The following is a 16,670-nucleotide window of genomic DNA, read 5'->3' on the forward strand; positions in this document are numbered from 1 at the left end:
TTTAAGGACCCACAGATAATGGCTATCGAAATCAAAGCCCCGTCATTCCCGGAATCGGTTGCCGATGGCACCGTTGCCACCTGGCACAAGAAACCAGGCGACGCTGTAAAGCGTGACGACCTGATCGTCGACATCGAGACCGACAAAGTCGTTCTGGAAGTGTTGGCCGAAGCTGACGGCGTGCTGGGCGCGATCGTGGCTGAAGAGGGCGCTACCGTCCTGTCGAACCAGATCCTGGGCTCGATCGAAGCGGGCGGCGCTGCTGCTCCTGCTCCGGCCGCCGCTGCTGCTCCGGCCGCCGCTGCTGCTCCAGCTGCCGCTGCCGCTCCGGCTGCAGGTGGTGAAGACCCGATCGCTGCACCGGCTGCGCGTCAGCTGGCTGAAGAAAACGGCATCAACCTGGCGTCCCTCAAGGGCACCGGCAAAGACGGCCGCGTAACCAAGGAAGACGTGGTTGCTGCTGTCGAAGCCAAGAAAAACGCTCCGGCTGCTGCACCGGCCAAGGCTGCAGCACCTGCTGCCGCTGCGCCTGTGTTCGCTGCTGGCGACCGCACCGAGAAGCGCGTACCGATGACCCGCGTGCGTGCCACCGTGGCCAAGCGTCTGGTTGAAGCACAGTCGAACATGGCGATGCTGACCACCTTCAACGAAGTCGACATGACCGAAGTCATGGCCCTGCGTTCGAAGTACAAGGATCTGTTCGAGAAGTCCCACAATGGCGTGCGCCTGGGCTTCATGTCGTTCTTCGTGAAAGCGGCCACCGAAGCGCTGAAACGCTTCCCGGCAGTCAACGCTTCCATCGACGGCAGCGACATCGTTTACCACGGCTATGCAGACGTCGGCGTTGCCGTGTCCAGCGACCGTGGCCTGGTAGTACCGGTTCTGCGTAACGCCGAGCTGATGAGCCTGGCTGAAATCGAAGGCGGCATCGCCGGCTTCGGCAAGAAAGCCCGTGACGGCAAGCTGACCATCGACGAGATGACCGGCGGTACCTTCACCATCACTAACGGTGGTACCTTCGGTTCGATGATGTCGACCCCGATCGTCAACCCGCCGCAAGCTGCGATCCTGGGCATGCACAACATCATCCAGCGTCCGATGGCCATCAACGGCCAAGTCGTGATCCGCCCGATGATGTACCTGGCGCTGTCGTACGATCACCGCCTGATCGATGGTAAAGAAGCCGTGACTTTCCTGGTAACCATCAAGAACCTGCTGGAAGACCCGGCTCGTCTGCTGCTGGACATCTAAAGACGCAGCTGCAAGTTGCGAGCTACAAGCTGTAGGAAAAAGCAGCTTGGCTTGCAGCTTGTCGCTTGAAGCTTGTCGCTGAATAGAGGATCTATTTTCATGACACAGAAATTTGACGTTGTAGTGATTGGTGCCGGTCCTGGCGGCTACGTTGCCGCGATCAAGGCCGCACAACTGGGCCTCTCGACTGCTTGCATCGAAAAATACACCGACAAGGAAGGCAAACTGGCGCTGGGCGGTACTTGCCTGAACGTTGGTTGCATTCCTTCCAAGGCGCTGCTGGACAGCTCCTGGAAATTCCACGAAGCCCAAGACGGTTTCGCGATCCACGGCATCAACCATGCTGGCGTGACCATGGACGTGCCAGCAATGGTCGGCCGTAAAGCCAACATCGTTAAAGGCCTGACTTCCGGCGTTGCCACCTTGTTCAAGGCCAACGGCGTCACTTCCCTGCAAGGCCACGGCAAGCTGCTGGCTGGCAAGAAAGTTGAAATCACCAAGCCGGACGGCTCGGTTGAAGTCATCGAAGCCGAAAACGTGATCCTGGCACCAGGTTCGCGTCCAATCGACATTCCGCCTGCTCCTGTTGACCAGAACGTGATCGTTGATTCGACCGGCGCCCTGGAATTCCAAGCGGTTCCCAAGCGTCTGGGCGTGATCGGCGCTGGCGTAATCGGCCTGGAACTGGGTTCGGTATGGTCGCGCCTGGGTTCTGAAGTGACTGTGCTGGAAGCCCTGGACACGTTCCTGCTGGCTGCCGACACTGCAGTGTCCAAAGAAGCGCTGAAAACCCTGACCAAGCAAGGTCTGGATATCAAGCTGGGCGCCCGTGTTACCGGTTCCAAGGTCAACGGCGAAGAAGTCGTTGTGACCTACACCGATAAAGAAGGCGAGCAGACCATCACCTTCGACAAGCTGATCGTAGCCGTGGGTCGCCGTCCAGTGACCACCGACCTGCTGGCTTCCGACAGCGGCGTGAACATCGACGAGCGTGGTTTCATCCACGTTGACGATCATTGCGCTACTACCGTGCCAGGCGTGTATGCCATCGGCGACGTGGTTCGCGGCATGATGCTGGCGCACAAGGCTTCCGAAGAAGGCATCATGGTTGTCGAGCGCATCAAGGGTCATAAAACCCAGATGAACTACGACCTGATCCCATCGGTTATCTACACCCACCCGGAAATTGCATGGGTCGGCAAGAACGAACAGCAGTTGAAAGCTGAAGGCGTTGAAGTTAACGTCGGCACCTTCCCGTTTGCCGCTTCTGGCCGTGCCATGGCAGCTAACGACACCGGTGGTTTTGTCAAAGTCATCGCTGATGCCAAGACTGACCGCGTATTGGGCGTCCACGTGATTGGCCCGAGCGCTGCAGAACTGGTTCAGCAGGGCGCGATCGGTATGGAATTCGGCACCAGTGCCGAAGACCTGGGCATGATGGTCTTCTCCCATCCGACCCTGTCCGAAGCGTTGCACGAAGCAGCGTTGGCAGTGAATGGCGGCGCCATCCACATCGCCAACCGCAAGAAGCGCTAAGCGAGATAATAAGAAACCACGGCGGAGTTGCCCGTCGTGAGCCTTGCGCGCAAGACTCACCGCGGAATATCCGCTGGACGCAGCCTTGCACAGTTTTACGGGTCTTAAGCCTCGCAAATTGTGCAAGCAGCAGTCACAGGTGGTGCGGCACTCATAATGAGCGCAGCGCCGAATGCGCAGTACCTAACGAAGACGGTAAAAAGCATGAATCTTCACGAGTATCAGGGTAAGCAGCTGTTCGCTGAATACGGCCTGCCAGTATCCAAGGGTTACGCAGTAGACACCCCGGAAGCAGCAGCAGAAGCTTGCGACAAAATCGGTGGTACCGAATGGGTTGTCAAAGCCCAGGTCCACGCCGGTGGTCGCGGTAAAGCGGGCGGCGTCAAGCTGGTTCGCAGCAAAGAAGACGCCAAGGCCTTCGCACAGCAGTGGCTGGGTAAGCGTCTGGTGACTTACCAGACTGATGCCAATGGCCAACCAGTCACCAAGATCCTGGTTGAATCGTGCACTGATATCGCTAAAGAGCTGTACCTGGGCGCTGTCGTTGACCGTTCGAGCCGTCGCATCGTGTTCATGGCTTCCACCGAAGGTGGCGTGGACATTGAGAAGATCGCCGAAGAAACCCCAGAAAAAATTCTGAAAGCCACTATCGATCCACTGGTTGGCGCTCAGCCATTCCAGGGTCGCGAGCTGGCTTTCCAGCTGGGCCTGGAAGGCAAGCAAGTTGCCCAGTTCGCCAAGATCTTCGTAGGTCTGGCCAAACTGTTCCAGGATCACGATCTGGCCCTGCTGGAAGTGAACCCACTGGTGATCAAGGCTGACGGCGATCTGCACTGCCTCGACGCCAAGATCAACATCGACGCCAACGCCATGTACCGTCAGCCTAAGCTGAAGACTTTCCACGATCCGTCGCAAGACGATCCGCGCGAAGCGCACGCTGCCAAGTTCGAACTGAACTACGTAGCCCTGGAAGGTAACATCGGTTGCATGGTCAACGGTGCTGGCCTGGCCATGGGTACCATGGACATCGTCAACCTGCATGGCGGCAAACCAGCCAACTTCCTCGACGTGGGCGGCGGTGCTACCAAAGAACGCGTTACCGAAGCGTTCAAGATCATCCTGTCCGACTCCAACGTCGCCGCAGTATTGGTCAACATCTTCGGCGGCATCGTTCGTTGCGACATGATTGCCGAAGGCATCATCGGTGCAGTGAAAGAAGTTGGCGTTAAAATCCCGGTGGTTGTTCGCCTTGAAGGTAACAACGCTGAACTGGGCGCTAAAGTACTGGCAGAAAGCGGTTTGAACATCATCGCGGCTACCAGCCTGACCGACGCTGCTCAACAAGTTGTCAAAGCTGCGGAGGGCAAATAATGAGCGTCCTGATCAATAAAGACACCAAAGTTATCTGCCAGGGTATTACCGGTTCGCAAGGTAGTTTCCACACCCAGCAAGCCATCGAATACGGCACCAAGATGGTTGGCGGCGTAACTCCGGGCAAAGGCGGTACCGAGCACCTGGGCCTGCCAGTGTTCAACACCGTGAAAGACGCTGTAGCTGCCACTGGCGCCACCGCCAGTGTGATCTACGTTCCAGCTCCTTTCTGCAAAGACTCGATCCTGGAAGCGGCATTCGGCGGCATCAAGCTGATCGTTTGCATCACCGAAGGCATTCCTACCCTGGACATGCTGGACGCTAAAGTTAAGTGCGACGAGCTGGGCGTAGTCCTGATCGGCCCTAACTGCCCAGGCGTGATCACCCCAGGCGAATGCAAGATCGGCATCATGCCAGGTCACATTCACTTGCCAGGCAAAGTCGGTATCGTTTCGCGTTCCGGCACCCTGACCTACGAAGCTGTCAAGCAGACTACTGACGCCGGTTTCGGTCAGTCGACTTGTGTCGGCATCGGCGGTGACCCGATCCCAGGTTCGAACTTCATCGACATCCTGAAGCTGTTCCAGGAAGACCCGAAGACCGAGGCGATCGTAATGATCGGTGAGATCGGCGGTTCGGCTGAAGAAGAAGCGGCTGCCTACATCAAGGCCAACGTGACCAAGCCGGTTGTTTCCTACATCGCTGGTGTGACTGCCCCTGCAGGCAAGCGCATGGGCCATGCTGGCGCAATCATCTCTGGCGGCAAGGGCACAGCAGACGAGAAGTTTGCTGCCCTGGAAGACGCAGGCGTTAAAACCGTGCGTTCGCTGGCAGATATCGGCAAGGCTTTGTCCGAACTGACCGGTTGGGCTGTCAAGTAAGCCTCGCGCTTAGCTGACGCTTCACCACACAAAGGCCACCTTCGGGTGGCCTTTGTGCATTCTGGATTTGCCCATTTTTTGGCAGATTTACTCGGTCAAATGTGGGAGCTGGCTTGCCTGAGATAGCAGTGTGTCAGCCAACACATTTGGCACAGACAGATCGCTATCGCAGGCAAGCCAGCTCCCACAGGGACGGCACTGCCAAATTAAGTATGAAAACGCGACATTTGGATGTCGCTTATCGGACAGTCCGCCCCGCAACAGTGCGTTTGTCGGCTTATTTCTGTACTCTAGCCGCCTCTTTATGCGTCCGCCTCCCAAAAGGAAGCCGCGCGCTAGACCGGTCGGTCCCCATCAGGGCCGGCAGCAGTTCCCTCATCCACAGGGAATCCCTCTCTAAATTCCGATTCAGTAGTGTGGTATTTCCTGAAATGAAAGTGTTGAAAAGCCAGGACATCCTGGCGTTAGGCTTTATGACTTTTGCCCTGTTCGTGGGCGCCGGCAACATCATCTTCCCGCCTATCGTTGGTTTGCAGTCCGGGCCTCACGTCTGGATGGCAGCGCTGGGCTTCCTGATCACCGCAGTTGGCTTGCCGGTGGTTACCGTGATCGCGCTGGCCAAGGTCGGCGGCGGCATGGACGCATTGAGCAGCCCGATCGGCAAGATCGCCGGTGGCCTGCTGGCGGCGGCGGCGTACCTGGCGGTAGGTCCGCTGTTCGCCACCCCGCGCACCGCGACTGTTTCGTTTGAAGTGGGCCTGGCGCCGCTGACCGGCGAAAGCCCGCTGGCGCTGTTCCTCTACAGCTCGGTGTACTTCCTGCTGGTGTTCTTCATTTCCCTGTACCCAGGGCGTCTGCTGGACACGGTAGGGCGTTTTCTCGCACCGTTGAAGATCATCGCCCTGGCCGTGCTGGGCATCGCTGCGTTTGCCTTGCCGGCCGGTGATGTCGGTGTTGCCACCCCGGAATACGTCGCTGCACCGTTCTCCCAGGGCTTTATCAATGGCTACTTGACCATGGATACCCTCGGCGCGCTGGTGTTCGGTATCGTCATCGTCAACGCGATTCGTTCCCGTGGTGTTGAGTCGCCAAAGCTGATCACTCGCTATGCGATCATCGCCGGGCTGATAGCCGGCGTGGGCCTGGCGCTGGTGTATATCAGCCTGTTCCGCCTGGGTTCGGGCAGCCACGCGGTGGCGGCCGGTGCCAGCAATGGCGCGGCAGTGTTGCACGCCTACGTGCAACACACCTTCGGCTCCCTGGGCAGTGGCTTCCTCGCTGTGCTGATCTCCCTGGCGTGCCTGGTCACTGCCGTGGGCCTGACCTGTGCTTGCGCCGAGTACTTCAGCAAAGTGCTGCCATTGTCTTACAAGACGCTGGTGGTGATCCTGGCGCTGTTCTCGCTGTTCGTGTCCAACCTGGGCCTGACCAAGCTGATTGCCTTCTCGATCCCGGTGCTCACCGCGATCTACCCGCCGTGCATCGTGCTGGTGGCCCTGAGCTTCTGCAAAGACTTCTGGCAGGAGCAGGGCCGTATTGTTGGCCCGGTGATGCTGGTGTCGTTCATCTTTGGTTGCATCGACGCGCTTAAAGGCGCTGGCTTGGCCGATTGGATGCCTGCACAGTTGGCGCACCTGCCGCTGAGTGAGCAAGGCCTGGCATGGCTGGTGCCGTCGGTGATGACGCTCGGCGTGGCGGTAGTGGTTGACCGTATGCTCGGCAAGCGTAGCGAAGCCATCGCCTAAGCCGCGGTTTCACGCTGTACTGAAATGCCCCGTATCAATCGATACGGGGCATTTTTTATGCCTGCAAGACCACAACGCTCTAAAGTTGGAGTTCGGTCAATGTGGGAGCTGGCTTGCCTGCGATGGCGTCGGTTCAGTCACTGCTGTGTCGCCTGATCCACCGCCATCGCAGGCAAGCCAGCTCGCACATTTTTAACCGTGTTCGTCTTCATCCATCGTATACAAGGCCCCGCATGTCGTTCATCGAAACCAATCAAATCCACCTGCTGGCCGCCTTCTGGTTTGCCCTGTGCTGGGGTGGCTACACCCGCTATGCCAGTTGGAAAGCCCGAGACACCGCCTGCCTGGCCAGCGTGCTGCACCTGTATCGCGAAGACTGGATGCGCCGTATGCTGCTGCGCGATAACCGGATTGCCGACGCCAGTGTGATCGGCAACCTGGAGCGCAATGCCTCGTTCTTCGCCTCCAGCACGTTGATTATTCTCGCCGGTATTCTCACCGTGCTGGGCGCGTCCGAGCGTGCGGTATCGTTGCTGGCGGACATCCCCATGGTGCAGCAGGCGTCACAGGGCATGTCGGAAATCAAGCTGCTGTGCCTGGCGCTGGTGTTCGTCTACGCGTTCTTCACCTTCAGCTGGTGCATGCGTCAATACAACTTTGCCGCCGTGCTGGTGGGCTCGGCGCCGATGATCGGTGAGCGGCAGGTGTCGGAGCAGGAGCGCAAGGCATTTGCCCTGCGGGCGGCGCGGGTGATTTCGATGGCGGCCAACCAGTTCAACTTTGGCCTGCGCTCGTATTACTTCGGCATGACCATGCTGGCCTGGTTTGTCAGCCCCTGGTTGTTCATGTTGATGAGCAGCGGTGTGGTACTGGTGCTGTATCGCCGCGAGTTTCATTCCGACGTACTGCAGGTGATGGTTTATACGCCGACCGATATGCCGGTAGCCGAGCCGGCTAAAGAAACCGTGTCTTGATGAGTGGCACCCAGGGTTAATCAAATTCTATAAATCGCAGGCAAAGTAAAGCCCGCTATGTAAGCGGGCTTTCTTTTTGCAGCAAATGCCAGGCTATTAGTTCTTGGCAGGTTCTGCAGGTGCGGCAGGTGCAGCTTCTTTCGCGGCGGCTTCGTTCGATTCAGCCTGAGCTTTGGCAGCATCGGCGTTTTCTTTCGCAGCGTCGTTCACTTTATCCTGTGCTTTCGCCATGTCCTTCTGAGCTTGCTCAGAATGCGCGGCGGCATCTTGGGCTTTGTCTTCGGATTTCTTATCGCAGGCAGCGAGACCGAGGGCAGCGGCCAACATCATGGAAATAGCTAAAGTCTTGCGCATGGGGTGTTTCTCCTTATTGAAGATATCTACTGGCCTTTCGAGCTTGGACGGCCAGCATTAGTTCCTTTTGTTTCAAAGATATATAAAACACCGCTGCCAAGGAACTTTTAGTCCTGTCCCGGCTACTGCGCAAACCCACACTAATAAGAGTCTGCACACATGACCGAAAATCCCTTGTTAGAGCGTGCCACACGCTTTGTTTTGGCCCTGCGCCATTGCCAGGTGCTGGGCATTATCGTGCATGCCGCCAGCGAGGAGGGCATGACGCTGGCCCTGCCTTACGGCCCGCATATCGTCGGTGACCCTCAGACCGGCGTGATTCACGGCGGCGCGCTGACCTCACTGATGGACACCGCCTGCGGCATGGCCACGCTGTGCGTACTGCCGGAGTTCGAGGTGTGCCCGACCCTGGATTTGCGCGTCGACTACATGCATCCCGCCGAGCCGCACAAGCCGGTGTATGGCTTTGCACAATGCTACCGGGTGACCACCGACGTGATCTTTACCCGTGGCTTTGCCTACCAGGATGATCCTCAGCAACCCATCGCCCATGTGGTGGGCACCTTCATGCGCATGGGCAAGCGCCTCAAAGGCACGCAAGGACTCGGCAATTCGATCAAGGGAGACCAGGCATGACGCATCGATTCAAGACCCGCCTCGAACAGGCCCATGAGCGCGGCGACTATGAGGCGTTGCTCAACCTGGTGCCCTACGCCAAGCTGATCGGCATCGAATGCTCAAGGTTGGGGGATGAGCTGCTGTTTCGCCTGCCGGCCAACAAGGACAATATTGGTAACCCGATATTGCCAGCGCTGCACGGCGGTGTGATCGCAGGCTTTATGGAGCTGTCGGCAGCGTTACATTTGCTGGTATTTACCGGTGTGCCAGGTTTGCCGAAAATCATCGATTTTTCCCTGGATTACTTGCGTGCCGGGCAGTTTCGCGACACTTACGCCAAATGCCAGGTGTGGCGCCAAGGCCGCCGGGTGGCGAATGTGGCGATCACCGCCTGGCAAAGCACCGCCGCTGAGCCGATTGCCACCGCTCGCGCACATTTCAAAATTGAGGAATTGGTGCGCCCTTGAAATCCTGGTCTTAGCCCCCAACTTTGATGACAACCCGCCGCCAACCCTTTCGGGCGCGGCCACTGCCATCCAATTGGAGTTTGATGACCATGAGTGTGGAAACTCAAAAGGAAACCCTGGGCTTCCAGACCGAGGTGAAGCAACTGCTGCACCTCATGATCCATTCGCTGTATTCCAACAAGGAAATCTTCCTTCGCGAATTGATCTCGAACGCCTCTGACGCTGTCGACAAATTACGTTTCGAAGCCCTCTCCAAGCCTGAGTTGCTGGAAGGTGGCGCCGAACTGAAAATCCGTGTGAGCTTTGACAAGGACGCCAAGACCGTCACCCTCGAAGACAACGGCATCGGCATGAGCCGTGAAGACGCGATTACCCATCTGGGTACCATCGCCAAGTCCGGCACCGCAGACTTCATGAAGAATCTGTCGGGCGACCAGAAGAAAGATTCGCACCTGATCGGTCAGTTCGGCGTGGGCTTCTACTCGGCCTTCATCGTTGCCGACAAGGTTGAAGTATTCAGCCGCCGTGCTGGCCTTGACGCCAGCGAAGGCGTGCACTGGGCCTCCAAAGGTGAGGGCGAGTTCGAAATCGCCACTATCGACAAGGCTGACCGTGGCACGCGTATCGTGCTGCACCTCAAAGCCGCTGAAGATGAATTCGCCGACGGCTACCGACTGCGCAATATCATCAAGAAATACTCCGACCACATCGCTTTGCCGATCGAACTGCCGAAAGAACAAGCGGCTGTCGAGGGCGAAGAGAAACCTGCCCAGGAATGGGAAGTGGTCAACCGTGCCAGCGCCTTGTGGACCCGCCCTCGTACCGAAGTCAAAGACGAGGAGTATCAGGAGTTCTATAAGCACATCGCTCACGACTACGAGAACCCGCTGAGCTGGAGCCACAACAAGGTCGAAGGCAAGCTGGAATACAGCTCGCTGCTTTATGTACCGGCCCGTGCCCCATTCGATCTGTACCAGCGTGAGGCGCCAAAAGGCCTGAAACTGTACGTGCAGCGCGTGTTCGTGATGGACCAGGCGGAATCGTTCCTGCCGCTGTACCTGCGCTTCATCAAAGGTGTGGTCGACTCCAACGACCTGTCGCTGAACGTGTCGCGGGAAATCCTGCAGAAAGACCCGATCATCGACTCCATGAAGTCGGCGCTAACGAAGCGCGTGCTCGACATGCTGGAAAAACTGGCGAAGAACGAGCCTGAGCAATACAAGGGCTTCTGGAAAAACTTCGGCCAGGTCATGAAAGAAGGCCCGGCAGAAGATTTCGCCAACAAGGAAAAAATCGCCGGCCTGCTGCGTTTTGCCTCGACTCAGGGTGACGACGGCGAGCAGATCGTGTCGTTGGCCGAGTACCTGGCACGCGCCAAGGAAGGTCAGGACAAGATCTACTACCTGACCGGCGAAACCTACGCCCAGGTCAAGAACAGCCCGCACCTGGAAGTCTTCCGCAAGAAAGGCATCGAAGTGCTGCTGTTGACCGACCGTATCGACGAGTGGCTGATGAGCTACCTCAGCGAGTTCGACGGCAAGACCTTCGTCGACGTGGCCCGTGGTGACCTGGACCTGGGTAACCTGGACTCCGAAGAAGAGAAGAAGGAAGCCGAAGAAGTCGCCAAGGCCAAAGAAGGCCTGGTTGAGCGGATCAAGACTGCCTTGGGCGATGCCGTCAGCGAAGTGCGGGTTTCCCACCGTCTGACCGACTCTCCGGCGATTCTGGCCATCGGTGAGCAGGACCTGGGCATGCAGATGCGTCAGATCCTCGAAGCCAGCGGGCAGAAAGTGCCGGATTCCAAGCCGATCTTCGAATTCAACCCGGCTCACCCGCTGATCGAGAAACTCGATGGCGAGCAGAGTGAAGAGCGTTTTGGCGACCTGTCGCACATCCTCTTCGACCAGGCAGCCCTGGCTGCCGGTGACAGCCTTAAAGATCCGGCCGCGTATGTGCGCCGCCTGAACAAGCTGTTGGTTGAACTGTCGGTTTAACACCGTTGTAGAAAAACCCGCTTCGGCGGGTTTTTTCGTTCTAACGCACCTCAACTGGAGTAAATGATGAGCCAAGTCACTGTACGTTCCGTGGTCTATCAGATTGATGGCCAGTCTTATGAAAGCCGCCTGGCGTTCGATGCCAGCCACAAGGGCCCGCTGCCGGGCCTGCTGATGGCGCCGAACTGGATGGGGGTGAGTGCGGGTGCCGAGGAAATCGCCAAGAGCGTGGCCAGCCAAGGCTACGTGGTACTGATCGCCGACCTGTACGGGCAAACCGTGCGCCCGACGAATGGCGATGAAGCCGGCGCTGCGATGATGCCGTTGAAGAACGATAACCCGGCGCTGCTCAAGCGCATGCAGGCGGCCTTTGAGCAACTGCAAAGCCAGACCGAAGCGGCCGTTGATACCTCGAAGCTGGCGACCTTCGGTTTCTGCTTTGGTGGTTTCTGCTCGCTGGAGCTGGCACGTACCGGTGCACCGTTGAAGGCTGCCGTGTCGTTCCACGGCACGATCGACACACAAAACCCGGCAGGTGCCAAGCACGTCAAGGGTTCGGTGTTGGTGCTGCACGGCGCGTCCGATCCGTTGGTGCCGAAAGAGCAACTGCCGGCGTTTGAGCAAGAAATGAACGCCGCCGGTGTGGATTGGCAACTGCTGAGCTACGGCGGCGCGGTGCATTCCTTTACTGACCCGCACGCCAATGTGCCGGGCAAGATGATGTACGACGCGCAGACGGCCAAGCGTGCGTTCCAGTCGATGCATAACTTGCTGGATGAAGTGTTCAAGGGCTAAAGCTTTAGCGCCTGTTCCGGCCTCATCGCAGGCAAGCCAGCTCCCACACTTTGAACTGTGAAAACAGTCGACAGGTGGGAGCTGGCTTGCCTGCGATAGCTATCTGACAGGCAACTCGATTCTTTCTGACTCACCCGGCACCGTCGGCCAATCCCCGGCCGCCCAGCGCTGCCTGGCCTGTTCAATCACCGCCGGATCGCTCGCGACAAAATTCCAATTGATCCGCCGTGGCCCATCCAGCGGCGCGCCGCCGAACACCACCACGTGGCAATCGCTTTCGGCAAACAAGGTCATTTCCTGCCCGCTCGGCAATACCACCAGGCTATGCGCCTCCACTGCCTCACCGTCCAACTGCACCTCGCCGTCCAGCACATACACCGCGCGCTCCTCATGCTCATCCGGGATCAGCAGCGTCGTGGCCGTGTGCATCTGCACCTCGGCATATAGCGTAGGCGACAGCACCGGCACCGGCGATTTAAGGCAGAAACCCGCGCCTGCGATCAGGCGAATCTGCACGCCCAGGTTATCGCTCACCGGCAGGCTTGCCGCCGGGTGATGGCTGTAGTGGCCCGGCCCGGTTTCATGGTCCTTGGGCGAGGCCAGCCACACCTGCAGGCCGTGCAAGCTGAAACCACTGGCCTTGAGGGCTTCGGGCGTGCGCTCGACGTGGGCAATTGCGCTGCCGGCGGTCATCCAGCTGACGTCGCCGGCTTGCACTACCTGGTCCGAGCCCAGGCTGTCCTTGTGTTGCAGGGCGCCTTCGAACAGGTAGGTGAGGGTGGACAGCCCGATATGCGGGTGCTGGCGGATATTCATGCCGGTGCCGGGTGCATAGCGGGTCGACAACATATGGTCGAAAAACACAAAAGGCCCGACGCTGCGGCATTCGCGTGACGGCAGCGGTCGCAGGATCGGCTGGCCTTCGACGTCTTCGGCGCGCGGGCGGATCACGGTAAGGGTGGTCATGGGGCGTCCCTGTCTGAGCGGGTTAGGTGCTACTGAGCATAACCCGCTCGACGGGAGGTTGGGGCTACTGGCTGAAAGCGCCTTCGGACAGTTTGGTTTCGATGGTGACGTCGGCAGTGGTCATCAGCTTGTGTACCGGGCACTTATCGGCGACGCGATGCAGCTCATCGCGCTGCTCATCGCTGAGTACGCCCTTGAGCGTCAGCTTGACGTTGAGCTTGTACTTGCCTTTTTGCTCCTCTGAGCTGTCGTGGGTAACTTCCACGGTGACGCCGGTGAGCGGGATGTCTTTTTTCTGCGCGTAGAGCTTGACGGTCAGCGCCTTGCACGAGGCCAGGGCGGCGTCGAAATAATCGTGGGGCGAGGGCGCCGAATCATCACCGCCCAGGCTCTTGGGCAGGTCGGTGAACAGTTCGTGGTTGTTGATGTTCACGCTGTGGCGAAAGTTGTCGTGGTTAAGCGTATTGACGGTAACAGGCATGGCAAACCTCACGAGGGCAGTAAAAGGTCATGCAGTTATAGAGCATGCTGGCACTTCAGTGTTCCGTGTTTTTTCCAATGGCTGCCCGCGCGATTGCCAAGCGCGTTGATATCGCGTTTTCGTCTTACGCAAACGCGACAAAGGGCCGATACCTTTCAGGAGACCTGCTGCAGGTGGATGCAGCGCATTCGGAAGGAATCCAGGCATGAGTATCCGTAGTTTGAATATCGCCCCGCGCGCAGGCTTAGGCTTTGGCGTGCTGGCATTGATGGTGTTTGCCCTGGGCGGCTTCGCCCTGCTGCAGATGGCCAATATGCGCCAGCAGTCCGATCAGGTGGAGAACAACTGGCTGCCCAGCGTGATGGCGGTGGGGGAGATGAGCCAGGACCTGTTGCGGGTGCGTGCCCTCACCCTGCGTTTGGTGGTCAACCGTGACCCGCAGGCGCTGGCGCAGAACGAACAGAAGCTCACCGACCTGAAAAACGGCCTGCACCATGCGCAGACGCTCTACGAAGGGTTGATCGTACTGCCCGAAGAGCGTGTGCTGTTTGATCGTTTCAAAAACCAGGAGCAGCAATACCTGCAACGTCAGGAGCAGGTGATGGCGTTTTCCAAGGCCAACCAGCTGGAGGATGCGGTCAGGATCGTCAATGGGGAGATGAATCAACTGGCCGATGAGATGGCCGCGACCCTGCACGACCTGGTCGCCTTGAACAAGGCCAGTGCCAACCAGGCCGCGAACCTCGCGCAGAGCGTATTCACCCAATCGCGCACATGGGTGGTTGGCATGATAGTGCTCACAGCATTGATCACCATTGGCCTGGCGGTATGGCTGACCCGCAGCATCGTGCTGCCGTTGGCGCAGTCGCTGAAGGTTGCCCAGGGCGTGGCAGGCGGCGACCTCACTGGTGAGATCAACGTAACCGGCAACGATGAGCCCGCGCGCTTGCAGCAGGCGCTCAAGGGCATGCAGGAGAACCTGCGCGACACCATTCGACGGATTGCCGAGTCTTCGAACCAATTGGCCTCGGCTTCTGAAGAACTCAGTTGTGTGACTGAAGATGCGACCCGTGGTTTGCACCAGCAGAACCAGGAAATTGAACAGGCGGCCACGGCGGTCAACCAGATGACCGCGGCGGTGGAGGAGGTGGCGAGCAATGCGGTGGCCACGTCACAGGCGTCCCGTGAGTCTGACCGCATTGCCCAGCGTGGGCGCGAGCAGGTGCATCAGACCGTGGTGTCGATTGAAGCGCTGGCCGATGACGTCACATCCAACGCGACCCAGGTTGAGGACTTGGCGCAGAAGGTCTATGGCATCAGCAAGGTGTTGGATGTGATTCGCTCGATTGCCGAGCAGACCAACTTGCTGGCGCTGAATGCCGCGATCGAAGCGGCGCGCGCGGGCGATGCCGGGCGTGGGTTTGCGGTGGTGGCCGATGAAGTGCGGGCACTGGCCCATCGCACGCAGCAGTCGACTCAGGAAATAGAATTGATGATAAGCGGGATTCAGCAAGGCACCGATCAAGCTGTCAGTTCGATGCAGCAGAGCAATACGCGGGCGCGCTCTACGTTGGATATCGCCAAGTCGGCGGGCACGGCGTTGGAGGAGATTGCGTCGGCCTTTACCTTGATCAACGAGCGCAACCTGGTGATTGCGAGTGCCTCGGAGCAGCAGGCAGCGGTGGCGCGGGAGGTGGATCGCAATTTGATGAATATTCGCGACCTGGCGCATCAGACGTCGACGGGCGCTAACCAGACCAGTGCGGCGAGCCAGGAGTTGTCGCGGTTGGCGGTGGACCTGAATACCATGGTGGCGCGGTTTTCGGTGTAGGGCTTGGGACCGAGGTGACGCTATCGCAGGCAAGCCAGCTCCCACATGTTGAATGGCGAACACCGCCATATGTGGGAGCTGGCTTGCCTGCGATGAAGGCGACTCGGTCTCATTCCATTGCCCACAAAAAAGCCCCGAACCAGTCGGGGCTTTTCCAGGTGATCAACCTGCGGGGCTTACTTGCCCTGCCAGCGTTTCAGTACCAGGGTGGCGTTGGTGCCACCGAAGCCGAAGCTGTTGCTCATCACGGTGTCGATTTTTGCGTTTTCAACGGTCTTGGTCAGGATCGGCATATCGGCGACGACCGGGTCGATCTCGTCGATGTTGGCCGAGCCGGCCATGAAGTTGCCTTCCATCATCAGCAGGCAGTAGATCGCTTCGTGAACGCCGGCGGCGCCCAGGGAGTGACCCGACAGGCTCTTGGTGGAGCTGATGGCCGGAGCCTTGTCACCGAATACCGCACGCACGCCTTCCATTTCCTTGGCATCGCCGACCGGAGTCGAAGTGCCGTGGGTGTTCAGGTAGTCGATTGGGGTGTCCACGGTGGACATGGCCATCTGCATGCAACGAATGGCACCTTCGCCGCTCGGCGCAACCATGTCGTAGCCGTCGGAAGTAGCGCCGTAGCCGACGATTTCCGCGTAGATTTTTGCACCACGGGCCAGAGCGTGTTCCAGCTCCTCGACCACCACCATGCCGCCACCGCCGGCGATGACGAAGCCGTCACGCTTGGCGTCGTAGGCGCGGGAGGCCTTTTCCGGGGTTTCGTTGTACTGGGTGGACAGCGCGCCCATGGCGTCGAACAGGAACGACTGGCTCCAATGTTCTTCTTCGCCGCCGCCAGCGAATACGATGTCCTGTTTGCCCAACTGGATCTGCTCGACCGCAGTACCGATGCAATGAGCACTGGTGGCGCAGGCGGAGGAGATCGAGTAGTTCACACCCTTGATCTGGAACGGGGTGGCCAGACAGGCCGAAACAGTGCTGCCCATGGTCCGCGTTACACGGTACGGGCCAACGCGTTTCACGCCTTTTTCGCGCAGGATGTCCAGCGCTTCCATCTGGTTGAGGGTCGATGCGCCGCCGGAGCCGGCGATCAGGCCGGTGCGTACGTTCGAAACCTGGTCTTCGCTCAGGCCGGAATCGGCAATGGCGTCTTTCATGGCCAGGTAAGCGTAAGCGGCAGCGTGGCCGACGAAGCGATAGATCTTGCGATCAATCAGTTCTTCGAGGGGCAGGTCAATGGAGCCGGAAACCTGGCTACGCAGACCCATTTCGGCATATTCCGGGTTGAAGCGGATGCCAGGGCGACTTGCACGCAGGTTAGCGGTGACGGTCTCTTTGTCATTGCCCAGGCAAGAAACAATGCCCAGACCAGTGATAACGACGCGGCGCATGCGGATAAC

The 16,670-nt window shown here is 58.8% G+C and carries 15 protein-coding genes; 11 read left to right on the plus strand and 4 right to left on the minus strand.

Annotation, left to right across the window (positions count from 1 at the left end):
- Positions 1–18 precede the first annotated feature (18 nt).
- The 6 genes from odhB to HBO23_RS23850 all read left to right on the plus strand — a co-directional run bounded on the left by odhB (position 19) and on the right by HBO23_RS23850 (position 7,758).
- On the plus strand, positions 19–1,251 hold the full coding sequence (gene odhB, locus HBO23_RS23825; RefSeq protein ID WP_170039972.1) for a 2-oxoglutarate dehydrogenase complex dihydrolipoyllysine-residue succinyltransferase: 1,233 nt from the start codon (positions 19–21) through the stop codon (positions 1,249–1,251).
- Between the two features lie 99 nt (positions 1,252–1,350).
- Positions 1,351–2,787: a dihydrolipoyl dehydrogenase gene (gene lpdA, locus HBO23_RS23830; protein ID WP_017134447.1), complete on the plus strand. Its 1,437-nt coding sequence runs from the start codon at positions 1,351–1,353 to the stop codon at positions 2,785–2,787.
- Between the two features lie 204 nt (positions 2,788–2,991).
- A complete protein-coding gene (gene sucC, locus HBO23_RS23835; RefSeq protein WP_003210567.1) occupies positions 2,992–4,158 on the plus strand; it encodes an ADP-forming succinate--CoA ligase subunit beta in 1,167 nt (388 codons plus the stop codon).
- Positions 4,158–5,039 carry a succinate--CoA ligase subunit alpha gene (gene sucD / locus HBO23_RS23840; protein ID WP_056859731.1) on the plus strand — a complete coding sequence of 294 codons (882 nt, stop codon included), beginning with the start codon at positions 4,158–4,160 and terminating at the stop codon, positions 5,037–5,039. The genes sucC and sucD overlap by 1 nt, the downstream gene beginning before the upstream one ends.
- 431 nt (positions 5,040–5,470) lie before the next feature.
- A complete protein-coding gene (brnQ, locus tag HBO23_RS23845; RefSeq protein ID WP_056859730.1) occupies positions 5,471–6,784 on the plus strand; it encodes a branched-chain amino acid transport system II carrier protein in 1,314 nt (437 codons plus the stop codon).
- Between the two features lie 233 nt (positions 6,785–7,017).
- A complete protein-coding gene (locus HBO23_RS23850; protein WP_017134479.1) occupies positions 7,018–7,758 on the plus strand; it encodes a DUF599 family protein in 741 nt (246 codons plus the stop codon).
- A gap of 96 nt (positions 7,759–7,854) precedes the next feature.
- Here the strand turns inward: HBO23_RS23850 and HBO23_RS23855 are convergent, their stop codons facing one another.
- A complete protein-coding gene (locus tag HBO23_RS23855; RefSeq protein ID WP_017134478.1) occupies positions 7,855–8,112 on the minus strand; it encodes a hypothetical protein in 258 nt (85 codons plus the stop codon).
- 159 nt (positions 8,113–8,271) lie between these two features.
- On the opposite strand from HBO23_RS23855, the gene HBO23_RS23860 reads away from it, so the two are divergent.
- The 4 genes from HBO23_RS23860 (at position 8,272) to HBO23_RS23875 (ending at position 11,986) form a co-directional block, all read left to right on the plus strand.
- A complete protein-coding gene (locus HBO23_RS23860; RefSeq protein WP_017134477.1) occupies positions 8,272–8,748 on the plus strand; it encodes a PaaI family thioesterase in 477 nt (158 codons plus the stop codon).
- Positions 8,745–9,197, plus strand: coding sequence for a PaaI family thioesterase (locus HBO23_RS23865; RefSeq protein WP_170039974.1), 453 nt, complete (start codon positions 8,745–8,747; stop codon positions 9,195–9,197). The genes HBO23_RS23860 and HBO23_RS23865 overlap by 4 nt, the downstream gene beginning before the upstream one ends.
- 89 nt (positions 9,198–9,286) lie before the next feature.
- A complete protein-coding gene (gene htpG, locus HBO23_RS23870; RefSeq protein ID WP_169985747.1) occupies positions 9,287–11,191 on the plus strand; it encodes a molecular chaperone HtpG in 1,905 nt (634 codons plus the stop codon).
- A 66-nt stretch (positions 11,192–11,257) separates the two neighbouring features.
- Positions 11,258–11,986 carry a dienelactone hydrolase family protein gene (locus tag HBO23_RS23875; protein ID WP_170039975.1) on the plus strand — a complete coding sequence of 243 codons (729 nt, stop codon included), beginning with the start codon at positions 11,258–11,260 and terminating at the stop codon, positions 11,984–11,986.
- Between the two features lie 99 nt (positions 11,987–12,085).
- Here the strand turns inward: HBO23_RS23875 and HBO23_RS23880 are convergent, their stop codons facing one another.
- Together HBO23_RS23880 and HBO23_RS23885 are read right to left on the minus strand one after the other, a co-directional pair.
- Positions 12,086–12,952 (minus strand): pirin family protein, encoded by an 867-nt coding sequence (locus HBO23_RS23880; protein WP_099549022.1) that lies wholly within the window; start codon positions 12,950–12,952, stop codon positions 12,086–12,088.
- Positions 12,953–13,016: 64 nt separating this feature from the next.
- Positions 13,017–13,433 (minus strand): OsmC family protein, encoded by a 417-nt coding sequence (locus HBO23_RS23885; protein WP_099549021.1) that lies wholly within the window; start codon positions 13,431–13,433, stop codon positions 13,017–13,019.
- Positions 13,434–13,638: 205 nt separating this feature from the next.
- Between HBO23_RS23885 and HBO23_RS23890 the strand changes: the two genes are divergently transcribed.
- On the plus strand, positions 13,639–15,264 hold the full coding sequence (locus HBO23_RS23890; protein WP_017134471.1) for a methyl-accepting chemotaxis protein: 1,626 nt from the start codon (positions 13,639–13,641) through the stop codon (positions 15,262–15,264).
- A gap of 176 nt (positions 15,265–15,440) precedes the next feature.
- On the opposite strand, the gene fabB is transcribed toward HBO23_RS23890, so the two are convergent.
- Positions 15,441–16,661, minus strand: coding sequence for a beta-ketoacyl-ACP synthase I (fabB, locus tag HBO23_RS23895; RefSeq protein ID WP_017134470.1), 1,221 nt, complete (start codon positions 16,659–16,661; stop codon positions 15,441–15,443).
- Positions 16,662–16,670 lie beyond the last annotated feature (9 nt).

The sequence above is a fragment of the Pseudomonas sp. WS 5532 genome (assembly GCF_012985445.1).
Lineage (GTDB): Bacteria > Pseudomonadota > Gammaproteobacteria > Pseudomonadales > Pseudomonadaceae > Aquipseudomonas > Aquipseudomonas edaphica.

Excerpts from the sequence above, each read along its gene's own strand:
- fabB (WP_017134470.1), bottom strand. The coding sequence starts at position 16,661 with ATGCGCCGCGTCGTTATCACTGGTCTGGGCATTGTTTCTTGCCTGGGC.
- HBO23_RS23885 (WP_099549021.1), bottom strand. The coding sequence starts at position 13,433 with ATGCCTGTTACCGTCAATACGCTTAACCACGACAACTTTCGCCACAGC.
- HBO23_RS23855 (WP_017134478.1), bottom strand. The coding sequence starts at position 8,112 with ATGCGCAAGACTTTAGCTATTTCCATGATGTTGGCCGCTGCCCTCGGT.
- HBO23_RS23850 (WP_017134479.1), top strand. The coding sequence starts at position 7,018 with ATGTCGTTCATCGAAACCAATCAAATCCACCTGCTGGCCGCCTTCTGG.
- HBO23_RS23880 (WP_099549022.1), bottom strand. The coding sequence starts at position 12,952 with ATGACCACCCTTACCGTGATCCGCCCGCGCGCCGAAGACGTCGAAGGC.
- HBO23_RS23890 (WP_017134471.1), top strand. The coding sequence starts at position 13,639 with ATGAGTATCCGTAGTTTGAATATCGCCCCGCGCGCAGGCTTAGGCTTT.
- sucD (WP_056859731.1), top strand. The coding sequence starts at position 4,158 with ATGAGCGTCCTGATCAATAAAGACACCAAAGTTATCTGCCAGGGTATT.
- HBO23_RS23875 (WP_170039975.1), top strand. The coding sequence starts at position 11,258 with ATGAGCCAAGTCACTGTACGTTCCGTGGTCTATCAGATTGATGGCCAG.
- htpG (WP_169985747.1), top strand. The coding sequence starts at position 9,287 with ATGAGTGTGGAAACTCAAAAGGAAACCCTGGGCTTCCAGACCGAGGTG.
- lpdA (WP_017134447.1), top strand. The coding sequence starts at position 1,351 with ATGACACAGAAATTTGACGTTGTAGTGATTGGTGCCGGTCCTGGCGGC.
- HBO23_RS23865 (WP_170039974.1), top strand. The coding sequence starts at position 8,745 with ATGACGCATCGATTCAAGACCCGCCTCGAACAGGCCCATGAGCGCGGC.
- HBO23_RS23860 (WP_017134477.1), top strand. The coding sequence starts at position 8,272 with ATGACCGAAAATCCCTTGTTAGAGCGTGCCACACGCTTTGTTTTGGCC.
- odhB (WP_170039972.1), top strand. The coding sequence starts at position 19 with ATGGCTATCGAAATCAAAGCCCCGTCATTCCCGGAATCGGTTGCCGAT.
- brnQ (WP_056859730.1), top strand. The coding sequence starts at position 5,471 with ATGAAAGTGTTGAAAAGCCAGGACATCCTGGCGTTAGGCTTTATGACT.
- sucC (WP_003210567.1), top strand. The coding sequence starts at position 2,992 with ATGAATCTTCACGAGTATCAGGGTAAGCAGCTGTTCGCTGAATACGGC.